Genomic DNA, 17,455 nt, shown 5'->3' with positions numbered 1-17,455 from the left:
CTGTCTGCCATGGACGCACCATGCGCTCACAGCGGGTCAAAGTGTCCGGACGAACCCGAGACAGAACTGTCCATACCGACACAAGTCAGGACAACAGCACGAGGGGCGATCCGGTTGCGTGCCGCCGCCAGTGTCGACCGGCCCGGGGCGACGGCCGGCTCACATCTGGTACATGCTCGGGTCGAACGCAGAGTCGTCCTCGGCGGGAGTGCTGACCTCGGACTGCTCGGCGAGCTCGGGCGCGACCTCGTGCCGGGTGATCTCGCCGGAGGCGATGCCCTCGACCCAGTGGCAGGCGACCCGGTGGCCCTCGGTGGCGCCGGGGACGTCGACCACGCGCAGCTCCGGCCGCTCCTCGTCGCACCGCGTGGGCTGGCGCCACGGGCAGCGGGTGTGGAAGCGGCAGCCGCTCGGCGGCCTGGACGGGGACGGCAGGTCCCCCGTGAGCAGGATCTGCTCGCGGGTGTCCTCCAGCACCGGGTCGGGCACGGGCACGGCCGACATCAGTGCCCGCGTGTAGGGGTGCAGCGGGAGGTCGTAGAGCTCGCCGGCCTCGGACTCCTCCACGATGCCGCCGAGGTACATCACGCCGATGCGGTCACTGATGTGCCGCACCACCGCCAGGTCGTGGGCCACCACGAGGTAGGTCAGCCCGAGCTCGTCCTGGAGCTCCTCGAGCAGGTTGAGCACCTGGGCCTGCACCGACACGTCCAGCGCGCTGACGGGCTCGTCGGCGACGATGAGGTCCGGACCCACCGAGAGGGCCCGGGCGATGCCGATGCGCTGGCGCTGGCCACCGGAGAACTCGTGCGGGTACTTCCGCAGCGCCGCCGGAGGCAGTCCGACCGAGGCGAGGAGCTCGCGCAGCCGGGCGTGGGTGCCCGCCTTGTCCGTGTCGAGGCCGTGCGCCCGCATGCCCTCGACGAGCAGCGACTCGACGGACTGGCGCGGGTCGAGGCTCGACATCGGGTCCTGGAAGACCATCTGCATGTGCTGGCGCTTGCGGCGCAGGGTCTCGCCGGTGAGGCCCGCAATGTCCTCGCCGTCGAAGGACACCGTGCCCTCGGTGGGCGTCTCGAGGTTGAGGATGGCGCGCCCCAGGGTCGACTTGCCGCACCCGGACTCCCCCACCAGCCCGTAGGTCTCGCCGCGCCGGATCTGCAGGTCGACGCCGTCCACGGCGTACACGTGCCCCACGGTGCGGTCGAAGATCACCCCGCGCTTGATGGGGAAGTGCACCTTGAGACCGCGGACGTCGACGAGCACGTCGCCCGACAGCGTGCGCGTCTCGGAGCTGGTCCGGTCAGCCACGGCCGACCTCCTCGGCCTCGACGGGGTGGTGGCAGCGCAGGCCCCGGCCGTCGTTCTCCCACTCCCACGGCGGTGTCTGCACACGACAGTCCTCCTGGGCGTGCGAGCAGCGGGGGGCGAAGGCACAGGCGGAGGTCCACGGGAGGTTGTCGGAGACCGAGCCGGTGATCGGGTTGAGCTTCTCGCCGCGGGGTGAGTCCAGGCGCGGGATCGACGAGAGCAGGCCGTGCGTGTAGGGATGGCGCGGCCGGGCGAAGAGCCGGTGCCGGTCGCCGCGCTCGACGATCCGCCCGGCGTACAGGACGTTGACCTCGTCGCAGAGGCCGGCGACCACGCCGAGGTCGTGGGTGATCATGATCAGGGCCGTGCCGGTGTCCTGCACCAGCTCCTTGAGCAGGGCCAGGATCTGGGCCTGGATCGTCACGTCGAGGGCCGTCGTGGGCTCGTCGGCGATCAGCAGGCGCGGCTGGCAGGCCAGCGCCATGGCGATCAGGGCCCGCTGGCGCATCCCGCCGCTGAGCTGGTGGGGATAGTTCTTCAGCCGGGCGTTGGGGTCGGGGATGCCCACCCGCTCGAGCAGGTCGCGCGCGTGGGGCATCGCGTCCTTGCGGCTCATCCCCCGGTGCCGCTCCATGACCTCGGTGACCTGGACGCCGATCGGCACGACCGGGTTGAGCGACGACAGGGGGTCCTGGAAGATCATCGCGATGTCGCGGCCGCGCCGGTCGCGCATCTCCTTGTCGGAGAGGCCGAGCAGGTCGACCCCCTCGTACGTCGCCGTGCCCTCGACGTGGTTGCCCCGCTTGGGCAGCAACCCCATGATCGCCAGCGACGTGACCGACTTGCCGCACCCGGACTCGCCCACCAGGCCGACCGTCTGGCCGGGGTGGACGTCGAAGGAGACACCGTCGACCGCCTTGAACGGCTCCTCGCCGTGCCGGGTGAAGGTGACCCGGAGGTCCTCGACCGACAGCAGCGGGCCGTGCGACGGCGGCCTGCCGACACTGGTCCTGATCGTGGCGCTCACCGCGTCACCTCCGGGTCTTCGGGTCGAGGGCCTCACGCATGGACTCGCCCATCAGCGTGAAGCCGAGGGCCACCGTGATGATGCACAGGGCGGGGTAGACGGCCAGGTGCGGGTGGTCGTAGATGAACTCCTGCGAGCGGCCCAGCATCTGGCCCCACTCGGGCTGGCGGTCGTCGGGGCTGCCGAGCCCGAGGAAGGAGAGTGCTGCCGCGTCGATGATGGCGATCGCGAGCACCAGCGTCGCCTGGACGATCACCGGGCCCATCGAGTTGGGGAGCACGTGGCGGAAGACGATCGCACTCTTCTTGACCCCGAGAGCCCGGGCGGCCAGCACGTGGTCGCTGGAGCGTTGCCCGAGCATCGAGCCCCGCAGCAGCCGGGCGAAGATCGGCACCTGGATGATGGCGATCGCGATGATCAGGGTGGTCTGGCTCGGCCGGGGTGCCAGCGCCGCGATCGTGAAGGCCAGCAGCAGCGACGGCACGGAGAGCATCACGTCGACGATGCGCATCACCACGGAGTCGACCGCGCCGCCGAACGACCCGGCGAGGATGCCGAGGAACAGTCCGCCGATGAGGCCGAAGATGGTGGCGAAGACCCCGACGACGAGCGTCTGTCGGCTGCCGACCAGCAGCCGTGAGAGAAGGTCGCGACCACGGTCGTCGGCGCCCAGTGGGAAGCCCGGCTCTGGGCCCGGCACGGGGTTGGTCTGCGGGCGGACCTTGTCCAGGAGCGGCGCCGCGGCAGGATCGTGCGGCGCGATCCACGGCGAGATGACGGCCAGGACGATGAACACCACCGTGATGCCGAGGCCGAAGAGGAACACCGGGTCGCGGCGCAGCCGCCGCCACGCGCTGACGATCAGTGAGACCCCGGCGGTCTCGTCGAAGGAGTGGGCGGCGAGGGCGTCGATGCGCTCCTTGCGGCGCCCGGCGTACGACGGTTCGGTGGTCACGGCGTCACCTCGTCCTGATCCGCGGGTCGAGGACGGCGTAGGCGATGTCCACGAGCAGGTTGATGATCACGAAGATGGCCGCCGAGGCGAGGATCAGCACGGTGAGCACGGCGTAGTCCTTGTCCCGTTGGCTCTGGTAGATCGCGTCCCCGATGCCGGGGAAGGAGAAGACGGTCTCGGTGAGGATGGCCCCCGCAAGCAGCCCGCCCAGTGAGAGCCCGATGACCGTCACGACCGGCAGCATGGCGTTGCGGAGCACGTGGCGGCTGCGGATGACACTCGCGGTCAGGCCCTTCGCCTCGGCCGTCCTGACGAAGTCGGCGTCCATGGTGTCGAGCACCGAGGCCCGGGTGATGCGGAAGATGATCGCGAAGGGGATGGTCGCCAGCGCCACCGCCGGCAGGATGAGGTGGCGGAGTGCGTCCCAGGCTGCGTCCCACTCCCGGGTGAGCAGCCCGTCGAGGATGAACAGGCCCGTGACCCTGGTCGCGTCGAGGCTCGGGTCCTGCCGGCCGGAGACGGGCAGGAGCTGCCACTCGACCGCCACGAAGTACTTCAGCAGGAAGGCGGTGAAGAAGACGGGGACGGCCACGCCGATGAGGGAGAAGACGACGGCCCCCGAGTCGAGGGGGGATCCCTTGCGCCGCGCGGCGAAGTAACCCAGCGGGATGCCCAGCGCGACGGCCAGCACCATCGCGAAGATGGCCAGCTCGATGGTCGCGGGGAGCCGGATCAGGAACACCTGGAAGGCGTCCTCACCGGGCAGCACGGCCGTCGAAGCACCGAACTCGCCGTGCAGGGCGCGCTCGACGAACCGGAGGTACTGCACGTAGACCGGCTGGTCAAGGCCGAGGGCCGCCTCGAGGGCCGCCCGTCGCTCCGGCGTGGCGCGCTCGCCGAGGATGGCCGACACCGGCCCGCCCGGCAACGCCTTGAGCCACACGAACAAGAGCATGGACAGCACCACCAGCACGCCGGCCATCTGCAGCATCCGGCGCACGATGAATCGGACCACGACAAGCTCCCTCGAGTAGATGTCGGACAGTGTCGAGGGGGGCCACCGTGCGGATGACCCCCCTCGACCTCACGTCGTCGGCGTCAGGCGGCCCTCACTGGCCACCGACGCTGACGGTGCTGAACTCCTCGGCCGTCAGCGGGCTCGGGATCACACCCTCGACGTCCGGTCCCACGACGAGCGCCGGCGGCGAGTGGCTGATCGGCAGGCCCGGGAGGTACTCCTCCATGATCTGGGCGTTGATCTCCTCGAACGCCGCGCCCCGCTCGTCCTCGTCGACGACCGCGTCGGCCGCCTGGAGGTCGTCGGCGAGCTGCTGGCCCCAGGGGTAGGCCTTGGTGCCGAAGTCGTTCTCCTTGAGGTTGCCGAAGAACGTGCCGACGAAGTTGAACGCGGAGTCGTAGTCGCCGGTCCAGCCGAGCAGGTAGGCGTCGTACTTGCCGGCCGTCACGTTGTCGAGGTAGCCGCCGTTCCAGGAGGCCGTCTTGACGTCGACGTTGATGCCCACGTCCTCGAGGTTGGTGCGCAGGGCCTCGTAGAGCTGCTGCGGGTCCGGCATGTACGGGCGGCTGACCTCGGTCGGGTAGGCGAACGTCAGGGTCATGCCCTCGGCGCCGGCCTCCTGCAGGAGCTGCCTGGCCTGGTCGGGGTCGTAGGCGTAGGGCTCCAGCGACGAGGCGTAGCCGCTCACCGTCGACGGCATGAACTGCGTCGCCACCTCGGCCCCTTCGGGCAGCTGCGTCTGCACGAGCTGCTCACGGTCGAGGGCGTGGTAGAGCGCCTGGCGGACCTTGAGGTCCTTGAGCTGCGGGTTGGCCTCGGGGTTGAGGCCGAGGTAGAAGATGTTGAACGGGTCACGGACCTCGACGCTGTTGCCGCTCTCCTCGAGTCCCGACCAGTCGGCGGGGTTGGGGAGGTCGTAGCCGTCGATGCTGCCGGCCTCGAGCTCCTGGCGCCGGGTGCTCTCGTCGGGGATGACGCGGAACGTCAGGTCGGAGGACGCGGGAGCGTCGCCCCAGAAGTCGTCGTACGCCTCGAGGCTGACCGTGCCGACGGCCTGGTCGTACTCGACGAACTGGTAGGGGCCGGTGCCGACCGGGTTCTGCGCGTAGTCCGGGAAGGAGAAGCCCTCACCCTGCGTGGCGATGCCGTTGGCGTCGCCGGCCTCCATGGCCGCAGGCGACTGCATCGCGAGCGACGCGAGCGTCAGCATCGTCGGGAAGCCGGAGGTGGACCGGCTGATCGTCACGACCGCCTCGAACTCGTCCGCGGCCTCACAGCCCTGGTACAGCGAGTTGTCGGGGTCGTTGGCGAAGGAGCCCATGACGTAGCCCCAGTACTCGGCCGCGACCTGACCGGCCTCGTTCTGGTCGTACATCCGCTCGAAGTTGGCGCAGACCGCCTCGGCGTTGAAGGGCTCGCCGTCGTGGAAGGTCACGTCGTCACGGAGCGTGAACGTCCACTCGGTGCCCTCCTCGTTGGAGGTCCACTCGGTGGCCAGCTCGGGCACGACCTCGGCGGTGCCGGGCTCGATGCCCAGGAGGCCCTGGAACATCTGCCGGGTGACCCGGAAGGTCTCGCCGTCGGTCGCGTAGAGCGGGTCGAACATCTCGGGGGCACCCGCGGCGCCGAAGGTGAAGGTGGACTCGCCGCCCCCGCCCTCCCCGCCGCCGTCGCCCCGCTCGGACTCGGCGCACGACACGGTGGTCAGCGCGAGAGCGCCCACCGCTGCCATCGACGCCAACTTGCGGACAGTTCTCATCTGGTCAACACCTCACTGTCGAGCCGTGGTCACACGTTCACGCCGGCCCGTTCCGGGCGTGATCCACGTCACTGGGTGGCGGCACTCTAGCCCGACGACGGCCACGATGTGGACACGGGCATGACACGTTCGGACTACCTCTCGAGCGTGACGGAGTGGTCCGAACGGGCCAATCGGCGAGATCCGGGCGGTCGTCGGGCGTGACCCGGACGGCGTGGGCTCGTTGAGCGGACATCGCCCCGTGACCCGGCCGACCCGGGTCCGCCGCACCGACGCGACGGGGCGTGGAGGGATGCGATCGTGCGAATCAAGACCACCCTGGCAGCAGGCGCCGCGGCGCTCGTCGCCTCGGCGAGCCTCGTGGCACCGACGACGGCCACCGCCGCAGACTCCGGCGACCGCGCCAACGTGTCGTCCCACCTCGCCACCCAGCTGACGCGCCTCGGCGCCGGCGTGCCGACCGCGGTGATGGTGCACGGCGCCACGCTGCAGCAGGCGAGGGACGCCGTGGCCGCGACCGGGATGACGGCGGTGACCAGCTTCGACAGGATCGGCGTCGTCGTGGCCACCGGCACGGCCAGCCAGGTCCAGGCGGTGCGCTCGGAGCCCGGCGTGACCTACGTCGAGGGCAACCAGGGCATCGAGCTCTTCCAGGACACCAGCAACGTCGCGACCCGCGGCTACGAGGCCACCCGGACCCTGACCGGGGCGGACGGCAAGGAGCTCACCGGCCGTGGCGTGAGCGTCGCGGTCATCGACTCGGGCGTCGACCCCACGCACCCCTACTTCGCCGAGGCCGACGGCGGCAGCGCCGTGGTCGCCAACCTCAAGACGCTGTGCGACCCGCTCGAGGCGTTCTGCACGGTGCAGGAGCTGCCCACCGCGGTCGACACCGACACCCTGTCCGTCGGCGGCCACGGCACCCACGTCAACGGCATCGTCGCCGGCAACCCGGTGACCCTGAGCGACGGCAAGCAGCTCCAGGGGGCGGCCCCGGGCGCGAAGCTCGTCTCCCTCTCCACCGGGGCCGGCCTGTTCATCATCGGTGCCGACGCCGCGCTCAACTGGGTGCTGGAGAACCACGCGGCCCCGTGCGGTGAGGGTGTCCCGGCCGCCGAGTGCCCGCCGATCAAGGTCACCAACAACTCCTACGGCCCCAGCGGCGGCGGCGAGTTCGACCCCGAGTCGGCCACCGTCAAGCTCCAGCGCGCGCTGGTGGCCGAGGGCGTCGTGACCGTCTGGGCCAACGGCAACGACGGCGGCGACGGCTCCACCAGCCTGTCCAACCCGCCCGGCACCGACCCGACCGGCGGCATCATCTCGGTGGCGTCCTACTACGACCAGGACACCGGCACCCGCGACGGCGTCGTGTCCGACTTCAGCTCGCGCGGCGCGGACGGCGACCAGTCGACGTACCCCGACATCTCCGCACCGGGTGAGAACATCACCTCGTCGTGCCGCCTCTACCTGGCGATCTGCGCGACGGGTCTCGCTCCGGAGAACGGCCCGGGCCTGCTCGACGTCGGCACGTTCAACACGATCAGCGGTACGTCGATGGCGGCACCGCACATCGCCGGCATCGCGGCGCAGCTCTTCCAGGCCAACCCGGCCGCGACCCCCGCGCAGGTGGAGGACGCGATGAAGACGACCGCCCACAAGTACGCCGACGGCGCCGCCTACGAGCGGGGACCGCTCGGGACGACCTCGTTCGACAAGGGCTACGGGCTCGTCGACGTCGTGGCCGCCGCGCAGGCGGTGCGCTGAACCCACCCCGATCCGCTCCGGCGTTCGCCCTCGCCCCGGGGGAGGGCGACCGCCGGGGCACCACCCGGAAGGGTGTTGGTTTCCCCACGCGCGGGTGGCAGGTTCGGAGGAAGCCCGGGACGCCCGGGGACCAATCGTGCGAACGAGGTGTGAGTCATGGGTCTTGACGACAAGATCAAGAACGCGGCCGAGGACCTGACCGGCAAGGGCAAGGAAGCCACCGGCAAGGCGACGGACAACGAGCGCCTCGAGGCCGAGGGCAAGGGCGACCAGACCAAGTCGGACGTCAAGCAGGCCGGCGAGAAGGTGAAGGACGCCTTCAAGCACTGACCCTTCGGGGACAGTCGTCCGCGAGGACGACGACGAGGGACATCGATGGGGGTCGGTGTCCCTCGTGTCATTTCCGGGACGGCCGGCTTACCTGCGGGCGGTCCGCATCAGTGGGGCCCACTCGTGCCCGACGAGGTCCGCGGCCGCCTCGACCACCAGGGCGGCGCCGGCCTCCTCGAGCTCGGCCCGGGCGTAGCCGCCGGTCAGCACAGCCACGCAGGCCAGCCCGATCCGGGCGGCCGCCTCGACGTCGAACGGCGTGTCCCCGACGACGACGGCCCGCTCGCCCGACACCCGGTCGAGCGCGACGGTGAGGATGTCGGCGTCGGGCTTGGACTCCTCGGCGTCGGACGACGACGTCACCGCCGCCACCTCGTCCCCGACGTCGAGCAGCCGCACCGCCTCGTGGCTGAAGCGCTCGGCACCCGACGACGCCAGGACGACCGCGAGGCCCCGCTGGTGGAGGTCGAGCACCAGGTCGCGCGCACCCGGCAGCGGCGAGACCTCGTCGAGGAGCGCGGCGTACTCCTCCTCCCACCTCGCCCGGAGGTCGTCGCCGTGGACCGCTTCGACGGCGTCGCCCGCGACCTCGGTCACCAGCTTGTCGCCGCCCATCCCGATGGTGCGGTGGATCCGCCACAGCGGCACCTCGACGTGGTGGGCGCCGAAGGCGCGGTGCCACGCGATCGCGTGGTGGTAGGTCGAGTCGACGAGGGTGCCGTCGATGTCCAGGAGAACGACCGGGGTGTCCATGGCCCGACGGTAGTCGCGGCACGTCATGCACCGGTCCGCGTGTCCGGCCGGGGGCGGTGTCGGTGCCGGATGGCAGGGTGACGCCATGGCCCTGCACCTCCACGTCGCCGAGCGCACCGACGCGCTGGCCGACGGGCTCGCCGACCTGCTGGCGACCCCGCTCGACGACCCGTTCGCGCGGGAGGTCGTCGTCGTGCCGGCGCGTGGCGTCGAGCGCTGGGTGACCCAGCGGCTCAGCCACCGCCTCGGCGTGGGGGCGCGCGCGGGCGACGGCGTCTGTGCCGGCGTCGACTTCGTGACCCCGCACTCGCTGGTGGCCATGCTGCTGGGCAAGGACTCCGACGACCCCTGGGAGCCCGACCGGCTGGCGTGGCCGCTGCTCGAGGTCGTCGACGAGTGCCTGGGCGAGACCGGCTTCGAGGCGCTCAGCCGGCACCTCGGCCATGCGGATCGCGGGGCCGAGCGCAAGGCCCGTCGCTACGCGGTGGCCCGGCGGCTGGCGGGACTGTTCGCGTCGTACGCCGTGCAGCGCCCGGCGCTGGTGACCGACTGGCGCGAACGGCGCGACACCGACGGGGCCGGGGGGCCGCTCGATCCCGACCTGCGCTGGCAGGCCGAGCTGTGGCGCCGGCTCCTCGTCCACGTGGGCACCACGCCGCCCGACGTCCGGCACGCGGAGACCGTGGACCGTCTCCGGTCCGGGGGTGACGACCTCGACCTGCCGCCGCGGTTGTCCCTCTTCGGCCACACGCGACTGCCCGTCACCGAGGTCGCGCTGCTGCGGGCCCTCGGCGACCTGCGCGAGGTGCACCTCTGGCTGCCCCAGGCGTCCACCGAGCTGTGGCGCGACCTCGCGCCCACGGCGGCGCAGGGCCCGGTGCCCCGCACCGCCGACACGTCGGCCGACCTCGTCGGACACCCGCTGCTCGCCTCGCTCGGCCGGGACTCCCGCGAGCTGCGCCGCGGGCTCGGCGAGGCCCCCGTGACGGTCGGTGCCACCCCTCCCCTGCCGGACTCGCTGCTCGGCTGGCTCCAGCACGACCTGCGCGCCAACGCGGCCCCCGACGCCGACCTGCGTGCCCGGCGCGCGCCCGCCGACCGGTCGGTGCAGGTGCACGCCTGCCACGGCGCGGCCCGTCAGGTCGACGTGCTGCGCGAGGTGCTGGTCGGGCTGCTTCAGGACGACCCGACCCTCGAGCCGCGCGACATCCTCGTGATGTGCCCGGACATCGAGTCCTACGCCCCGCTCATCTCCGCGGGCTTCGGGCTCGCCGACGTCACCGCCGACGGCGCCGGGCATCCCGCCCACCAGCTGCGGGTCCGTCTTGCCGACCGGTCGCTGGGCGCCACCAACCCGCTGCTCGGCGTCGCCGCCGCGCTCGTCGAGCTGGCGGGCGGCCGCCTCACCGCCACCCAGGTGCTCGACCTGGCCGGCGCCGATCCGGTGCGCACCCGCTTCGGGTGGGGGGACGACGACCTCGAGCGGGTGGGCCACTGGGTCGCCGAGTCCGGCATCCGCTGGGGCTACGACGCGACCCACCGCCGCACCTTCGGCGTCCCGGTCGACGCCAACACCTGGCGGTTCGGGATGCGCCGGGTGCTGCTCGGCGCGGCCATGTCCGGGCAGGGACACCGCTTCGTGGGCGGCACGCTGCCGATCGACGACGTGGGTGACGGCGACCTCGAGCTGGCCGGTCGGTTCGCCGAGCTGGTCGAGCGGCTGCACTCCTTCACCGCCCGTGCCGAGCGGGCCCAGACCGTCGAGGAGTGGACCTCGGCGATCTCCGACGCGGTGCACGCGCTGACGTCGACGGCGCTGGCCGGCGCCTGGCAGCTGGCCCAGTTCGACCGCGAGATCGGCCGGATCACCTCCAGCGTCAGCGGCGCGACCACCACCCTGCGGCACGCCGACGTGCGCGCCCTGCTCCAGCACCGGCTCCGGGGCCGGCCGACGCGGTCCAACTTCCGCACCGGCACCCTGACCGTCTGCACGATGGTCCCGATGCGCTCGGTGCCACACCGGGTGGTGTGCCTGGTCGGGCTCGACGACGGGGTGTTCCCCCGGATCGCCTCGATCGACGGTGACGACGTGCTGGCCCGGCGCCCCCTCACGGGCGAGCGCGACCTGCGCTCCGAGGACCGGCAGCTGCTCCTCGACGCGATTGGCGCCGCCACCGAGACGCTGGTCGTCACCTACACCGGCCACGGTGAGCACAACGGCGCGGCCCGCCCGCCGGCCGTCCCCCTCGGCGAGCTGCTCGACGCCCTCGACCGCACGGCTGCCGACCCGGTGCGCGAGCACGTGCTGGTGCATCACCCCCTCCAGCCCTTCGACGAGGTCAACCTGGTGCGCGGGCGCCTTGGCGGGACGGAGCCGTTCACCTTCGACCAGACCGCGCTGGCCGGCGCGCTGGCCGCGCGGCGCCCCCGGATCGAGGTGCGCGAGCTGGTGCCCGAGCCCCTGTCGGCCCCCGACCCCGGCGCCGCCTCCGACGTGGAGCTCGCCGACCTGCACGACTTCTTCAAGCACCCGGTGCGCGGCTTCTTCAAGGGTCGCCTGCGGGTCAGCACGCCCTACGACGCCGACGAGGCCAAGGACGCCGTGCCGATCGTGCTCGACGGTCTGGAGCAGTGGGCGGTCGGCGACCGGCTGGTGGGCGACGTGCTCGCCGGTGCGGACCCGCAGACCGGGATGGTGGCCGAGCAGCTGCGCGGGCTGCTGCCCCCCGGCGAGCTCGGGGTCGGGGTGCTGACCTCGATCGTGCAGAAGGTGCGGCCCCTGGTGACCCACGGCCTGTCGCTGCGCACCGGACCGGCCCGCTCCCTCGACGTGGACATCGACCTCGGCGACCGCCGCGTGACCGGCACGGTCGGCAACATCTGGGGCAACAACCTCGTCCGGGTGAGCTACTCCAGCCTGGGCGCCAAGCACCGGATCGCCGCCTGGATCGACGCGCTCGCGCTGGCGGCCGGCCACCCCGACGAGAACTGGACGGCCCACACGGTCGGCAAGCACCGCACCGGGGGCCAGGTCGCAATGATCCGGCCACTGCCCGAGCACCAGGCCCGCGCGTGGCTGCGACAGCTGATCGACGTGCACGACCGCGGTCAGTGCGAGCCGTTGCCCCTGCCGGTCAAGACCTCGCTCGCCTACGCCGAGGACTACCGGTTCGCGATGACCGGCCGCGACGCCGACCCCGACGTCAAGGCCGAGCGCGAGTGGACGACTCCGCGCTTCAACGAGACCGGCTTCCCGCGCGAGGACCAGGACCCGTGGCACGTGCGCGCCTTCGGCGAGCACGCGCCGTACTCCCTGCTCAGGTCGCCGCTGCGCGGTGACGAGCCGGGTCCGGCACCCCACCGGCTCGCCCACTACAGCTGGCTGACCTGGGGGCCGCTGCTGAGCGAGGGGCACGAGCTGGTGAGGTCGCTGTGAACACCTTCTCCATCCTGGGGCCACTGCCCACCGGCACCACGCTGCTCGAGGCGAGCGCCGGCACCGGCAAGACGTGGACCATCGCCGCGCTCGTCACCAAGTACGTCGCCGCGGGCGAGGCGACCCTCGACGAGATGCTCGTGGTGACCTTCACCCGTGCGGCCAGCCAGGAGCTGCGCGAGCGGGTGCGTGCGGCGCTCGTCGAGGCGGCCGACGTGCTCGACGACCCGGCCAGCGAGCGCAGGCCCAACGACCTGCACACGTGGCTCCTCGACGCCGACGACGAGGAGCGACGCCGGAGGGCGCGTCGCCTCACCGACGCGCTCGTCTCCTTCGATGCGGCGACGATCGCCACGATCCACCAGTTCTGCCAGCTCGTGCTCCGCAGCCTGGGGGTGGCCGGCGACACCGACGCGTCCGCGACCCTGGTCGAGGACCTCGACCAGCTCACCACCGAGGTGGTCGACGACCTCTACCTCGCCCGCTTCGCCGGGCACCGCACCCCGCCGTGGTCGCGCGACGTGGCCCTGCGGATCGCCCGCGAGGTCGTCGGCGACCCACGGGCCGTCGTCGAGCCCCGGCAGGCGCTCGCCGAGGCGCCCGACTCCGAGGCGGCAGCACGGGTGCAGTTCGCCCTCGACGTGCTCGCCGAGATCGACACCCGCAAGCGACGACTGGGCGTGCTGAGCTACGACGACCTGCTGGTGCAGCTCGCCGACGCGCTGGCCGACGAGGACGCCCCGGCCCGCGCACGGATGCGGCACCGCTGGAAGGTCGTGCTGATCGACGAGTTCCAGGACACCGACCCGGTGCAGTGGCAGGTCTTCGACCGGGCGTTCACCGGGGCGGCGACCATGGTGCTCATCGGCGACCCCAAGCAGGCCATCTACGCCTTCCGCGGCGGTGACATCGTGACCTACCTCCGAGCGGCCGAGACGGCGGGCACGACCCAGACCCTCGGGGTCAACTACCGCTCCGACGAGGCGCTCCTCGAGCGGCTGCAGGCGTTGCTCGGCTCCGCCGAGCTCGGCGACGAGCGGATCGTGGTGCACCCGGTCGAGGCGTCCCACCCGGGGTCCCGGCTCCAGGGGGCGGGTGAGCCCTTCCGCATCAGGGTCGTCGGGCGCGACGAGCTCGGGGTGGGACCACGCGCGAAGGTCACCGTCGGACACTGGCGTGACCACGTCACCCTCGACGTGGCCCGGGAGATCAAGCGGCTGCTGCTCAGCAAGCCGACCTTCGACGGTCGCGACCTCGAGCCCGGGGACGTGGCCGTGCTGGCCGCGCGCCGTGCCGAGCTCCAGGCCGTCCAGGAGGCGCTGGCCGACCTCGGGGTGCCGGCGGTGATCAGCTCCGGCGGCACCGTGTTCCACACGCCGGCCGCGACCGAGTGGCTCACCCTGCTCGAGGCGATCGAGCAGCCGCACCGCACCGACCGGGTGCGCGCGGCGGCGCTCACGTCGTTCTTCGGTGTGTCCGCCGCCGGCCTCGACAGTGGCGGGGACGTGGAGACCGACCGGCTCGCCGACCGGGTGCGCACCCTGGCCGACGTCTTCGCCGTCCGGGGCGTGGCCGCCGTCCTCGAGGCCACCGTGGTCGACGGCCTCACCGCCCGGGTGCTCGCCCGAGTCGGTGGCGAGCGCACCCTGACCGACCTGCGCCACATCGGCGAGGCCCTGCACAAGGTCTCGGTGGACGAGCGGCTCGGCATCGTCGGGCTGCTCGCCTGGCTGCGTGCGCAGGTGGCCGACGAGCAGGTCGAGGTCGCCTCGGAGCGCACCCGTCGCCTCGACTCCGACGCCGCGGCAGTCCAGCTGGTGACGATCCACGGCAGCAAGGGCCTCCAGTACCCCATCGTCTACGCCCCCACCCTGTGGAACCGCTACACCGGCAACGACCCCGACGTGCCGCTCTTCCACGACACCGACGGCCACCGCGCCCGCGACGTGGGCGGGGCCAGCCCGTGGCGGGGTGAGCACGTCGCCCGGCACCGCCGCGAGGACGCCGGCGAGTCGCTGCGGCTGCTCTACGTCGCCCTCACCCGGGCCCAGTCCCAGGTGGTGGCGTGGTACGCCCCGGCCGCCCTCAACACCCCCGCCTCGCCGCTGCACCGACTGCTCTTCGGGCGGCGGCCCGGGATGTCCTCGGTGCCCGACGAGCAGGCCGTCGTCCCCGACGACCGGGTCGTGGAGATCCTCGGCCACTGGCAGGCGGCCGGCGGGCCGGCGCCCGAGCGCGCCGACAGCCCGCCGCCGGACCCGACCCCCATCGAGCAGTCCGTCCTCGACCTCGCGGCCCGGCGGTTCACCCGCGGGGTCGACACCGCGTGGCGTCGCACCTCCTACTCGTCCCTGTCCGCGGCGGCCACCACCCCGCACGGCTCCGACCGCTCGCTGTCCGAGCCCGAGGAGGTCCCCGAGCTCGAGGACGACGACGACCTCGGGCTGCTCGACCTCGAGCCCTCCGCCGACCAGCCGGACCTCGCGCTCGCCACGGTGCCCTCGCCGATGGCCACGCTCCCGGTGGGGGCGACGTTCGGCTCGCTGGTCCACGCCGTGCTCGAGCACGCCGATCCCGGTGCGGCCGACTTCCGGGCCGACGTGCTGGCCCACATCGCCGAGCAGCGGGTCTGGTGGCCCGTCGACCTCGACGCCGAGGAGCTCGCCGACGCGCTCGTCGCCGTCTGCTCCAGCCCGCTGGGACCGCTCGCGGCCGAGGCGACCCTGCTCGACATCGCGTCCGCGGACCGGCTCACCGAGCTCGACTTCGAGCTGCCGCTCGCCGGCGGTGACGACGCGTCGTACAAGACCGACACCGTCCGGCTCGGCGACCTCGCGCCGCTCCTGCGACGCCACCTGCCCGAGGGGGACCCGGTCCGTGGCTACGCCGACGCGCTCGAGGGCGACCCCGGGCTGGCCGGGCAGCAGCTCACGGGCTACCTCACCGGCTCGATCGACCTGGTGATGCGGGTCGAGGTCGAGGGCCGCACCCGCTACGTGACCGCCGACTACAAGACCAACTGGCTCGGCGACCTGGCCGCCCCCCTGACTGCCCACGACTACCGCCCGGCGGTGCTCGACGAGGCGATGGGGCACTCCGACTACCCGCTCCAGGCACTGCTCTACGTCGTGGTCCTGCACCGCTACCTGCGCTGGCGGCTCCCCGGCTACGACCCCGCCGAGCACCTGGGCGGCGTGCTCTACCTCTACCTGCGCGGCATGTGCGGGCCCGACACGCCCCGAGTCGCCGGCGCCCCCTGCGGTGTCTTTGCCTGGCGGCCGCCCGTCGCGCTCGTGGAGGCCCTGTCGGACCTGCTGGACGGAGTCGGACGTGAGTGACGTCTTCGAGGTCCTGGACCCCACCGATGCGCGCCTCGCCCTGGGCGCGGACGGCCTGCTGGCCACCTTCAACACGGCCGGCGTCGTCACCTCCGCCGACGTGCACGTCGCGACCAACCTCGGCCGGCTCGGCGGGGAGTCGGACGCGTCCGTCCTGCTCGCGATCGCGCTGACCGCGAGAGCCGTCCGGGCCGGCTCGATCTGCCTCGACCTGGCGACCATCGCCGACCTGCCCGTCGACGAGCCGCTCCCGTGGCCCGAGCCCGCCGCCTGGGCGAGCGCGGTCGCCGCCAGCCCGCTCGTCGACCTCGGGGTCCTGCACTGGGAGCACGGGCTGCTCTACCTCGACCGCTACCACGAGCAGGAGACGCAGGTCCTCGACGACCTCACCGCCCGCGCCGCGTCCGCCCCTCCCTACGACCCCGCCGTGGTCGACAACGCGCTCGGTCGCGTCTTCGGCGAGGGGTACGCCGAGCAGCAGGCGGCGTGCCGCGGTGCGGCCGGGCAGTGGACGACCGTCATCACCGGCGGGCCCGGGACCGGCAAGACGACCGCGGTCGCTGGCCTCCTCGTCGCCCTGCACGAGCAGGCCCAGGCGCGCGGGGAGACCCTGCGCATCGCCCTGGCGGCGCCGACCGGCAAGGCCGCGGCCCGGCTGGAGGAGGCGGTCCACCGCTCGGCCGCGAGGTTCGGCGACGCCGACCGCGCGCGGCTGGAGGGGTTGTCGGCGATGACGCTGCACCGGCTGCTGCGACGACTGCCGGACAACAGCACCCGCTTCCGCCACCACCGGGGCAACCGGCTGCCCCACGACGTCGTGGTGGTCGACGAGTCCTCGATGGTGTCGCTGACGATGATGGCGCGCCTCCTCGAGGCAGTGCGGCCCGACGCCCGGCTGGTGCTGGTGGGCGACCCCGACCAGCTGTCCTCGGTCGATGCGGGCGCGGTGCTGACGGACCTGGTCCGCGGATACGAGGGCCGCCCCGACTCCCCGGTCGCGGCGCTGCGTACGACCCACCGCTTCGGCGCCGAGATCGGGTCCCTGGCCGAGGCCCTCCGGGTCGGCGACGCCGACGCCGCGCTAGAGGTGCTGGCGGCCGGCCACGAGGAGGTCGAGTGGGTGACCGATGCCGACCCGGCCTCCCAGATCCGCAGCACCGCACTGCCCGCGGCCCTGGCGGTCCGCGACGCCGCGATGGCCGGGGACATGACCCGCACCCTCGCCGCCCTCGACCGGCACCGGCTGTTGTGCGCCCACCGCGACGGCCCCTACGGCGTCCGCCACTGGAACCGACGCATCGAGCAGTGGCTGGCCGCCGAGACGGGTGACCCGCTGCACGAGCGCGACTACCTCGGCCGTCCCCTGCTCGTGACGGCCAACGACCACGCCCTGCGCATCTACAACGGCGACACGGGCGTCGTGGTGGCGATGCCCGACGGCGGGCGCCGGGTCGCGATCGCCGGCGCGGGAGCCGAGCCGCTCCACTTCGCCCCGTCCCGGCTCGGGGACGTCGAGACCATGCACGCCATGACGATCCACAAGAGCCAGGGCAGCCAGGCCGACGTGGTGAGCGTGCTCCTGCCCGACGTGGAGTCGCGGCTGTTGACCCGGGAGCTCTTCTACACCGCCGTCACCCGGGCCCAGCGCCGCGTGCGGGTCATCGGTCCGGAGCCCGCGGTCCGGGCCGCGATCGAGCGGCAGGCCCAGCGCGCGAGCGGGCTGCGGGTGCGCCTGGCCGGGTCCTGACAGCACGATTCGTCGGA

The 17,455-nt window shown here is 72.8% G+C and carries 11 protein-coding genes; 5 read left to right on the top strand and 6 right to left on the bottom strand.

The genetic code is table 11. The features are described 5' to 3' along the window. Positions 1–159: 159 nt before the first annotated feature. The 5 genes from DAE25_RS11635 to DAE25_RS11615 all read right to left on the bottom strand — a co-directional run bounded on the left by DAE25_RS11635 (position 160) and on the right by DAE25_RS11615 (position 6,070). Positions 160–1,311, bottom strand: a complete 1,152-nt coding sequence (locus DAE25_RS11635; protein ID WP_107766331.1) for an ABC transporter ATP-binding protein — start codon at positions 1,309–1,311, stop codon at positions 160–162. Further along, a complete protein-coding gene (locus DAE25_RS11630; protein WP_234410991.1) occupies positions 1,304–2,338 on the bottom strand; it encodes an ABC transporter ATP-binding protein in 1,035 nt (344 codons plus the stop codon). The genes DAE25_RS11635 and DAE25_RS11630 overlap by 8 nt, the downstream gene beginning before the upstream one ends. Before the next feature lie 4 nt (positions 2,339–2,342). Further along, positions 2,343–3,293 (bottom strand): ABC transporter permease, encoded by a 951-nt coding sequence (locus DAE25_RS11625; protein WP_199907546.1) that lies wholly within the window; start codon positions 3,291–3,293, stop codon positions 2,343–2,345. Positions 3,294–3,297: 4 nt separating this feature from the next. Continuing rightward, entirely contained in the window at positions 3,298–4,308 is a 1,011-nt protein-coding gene (locus DAE25_RS11620; RefSeq protein ID WP_107766330.1) for an ABC transporter permease, read from the bottom strand. 94 nt (positions 4,309–4,402) lie between these two features. Continuing rightward, a complete protein-coding gene (locus tag DAE25_RS11615) occupies positions 4,403–6,070 on the bottom strand; it encodes an ABC transporter substrate-binding protein (protein WP_107766329.1) in 1,668 nt (555 codons plus the stop codon). A gap of 300 nt (positions 6,071–6,370) precedes the next feature. Between DAE25_RS11615 and DAE25_RS11610 the strand changes: the two genes are divergently transcribed. Together DAE25_RS11610 and DAE25_RS11605 are read left to right on the top strand one after the other, a co-directional pair. Next, the gene (locus DAE25_RS11610; RefSeq protein ID WP_234410990.1) at positions 6,371–7,834 is read left to right on the top strand and encodes a S8 family serine peptidase; all 1,464 of its coding nucleotides are present in this window, start codon (positions 6,371–6,373) and stop codon (positions 7,832–7,834) included. A gap of 156 nt (positions 7,835–7,990) precedes the next feature. Further along, entirely contained in the window at positions 7,991–8,164 is a 174-nt protein-coding gene (locus DAE25_RS11605; RefSeq protein ID WP_107766328.1) for a CsbD family protein, read from the top strand. Between the two features lie 87 nt (positions 8,165–8,251). On the opposite strand, the gene DAE25_RS11600 is transcribed toward DAE25_RS11605, so the two are convergent. Beyond that, positions 8,252–8,917, bottom strand: coding sequence for an HAD family hydrolase (locus DAE25_RS11600; protein WP_199907545.1), 666 nt, complete (start codon positions 8,915–8,917; stop codon positions 8,252–8,254). Between the two features lie 85 nt (positions 8,918–9,002). Between DAE25_RS11600 and recC the strand changes: the two genes are divergently transcribed. The 3 genes from recC to recD are packed head-to-tail and all read left to right on the top strand — an operon-like array spanning position 9,003 to position 17,438. Beyond that, entirely contained in the window at positions 9,003–12,353 is a 3,351-nt protein-coding gene (gene recC, locus DAE25_RS11595) for an exodeoxyribonuclease V subunit gamma (protein ID WP_107766326.1), read from the top strand. Beyond that, on the top strand, positions 12,350–15,691 hold the full coding sequence (locus tag DAE25_RS11590; RefSeq protein WP_107766325.1) for a UvrD-helicase domain-containing protein: 3,342 nt from the start codon (positions 12,350–12,352) through the stop codon (positions 15,689–15,691). The genes recC and DAE25_RS11590 overlap by 4 nt, the downstream gene beginning before the upstream one ends. Further along, entirely contained in the window at positions 15,684–17,438 is a 1,755-nt protein-coding gene (recD, locus tag DAE25_RS11585; RefSeq protein WP_199907544.1) for an exodeoxyribonuclease V subunit alpha, read from the top strand. The genes DAE25_RS11590 and recD overlap by 8 nt, the downstream gene beginning before the upstream one ends. Positions 17,439–17,455: the final 17 nt, after the last annotated feature.

Source organism: Nocardioides terrigena (assembly GCF_003047265.1).
In the GTDB taxonomy this organism is placed as follows: domain Bacteria; phylum Actinomycetota; class Actinomycetes; order Propionibacteriales; family Nocardioidaceae; genus Nocardioides; species Nocardioides terrigena.
This window is presented reverse-complemented; position numbering and strand designations above follow the sequence as displayed.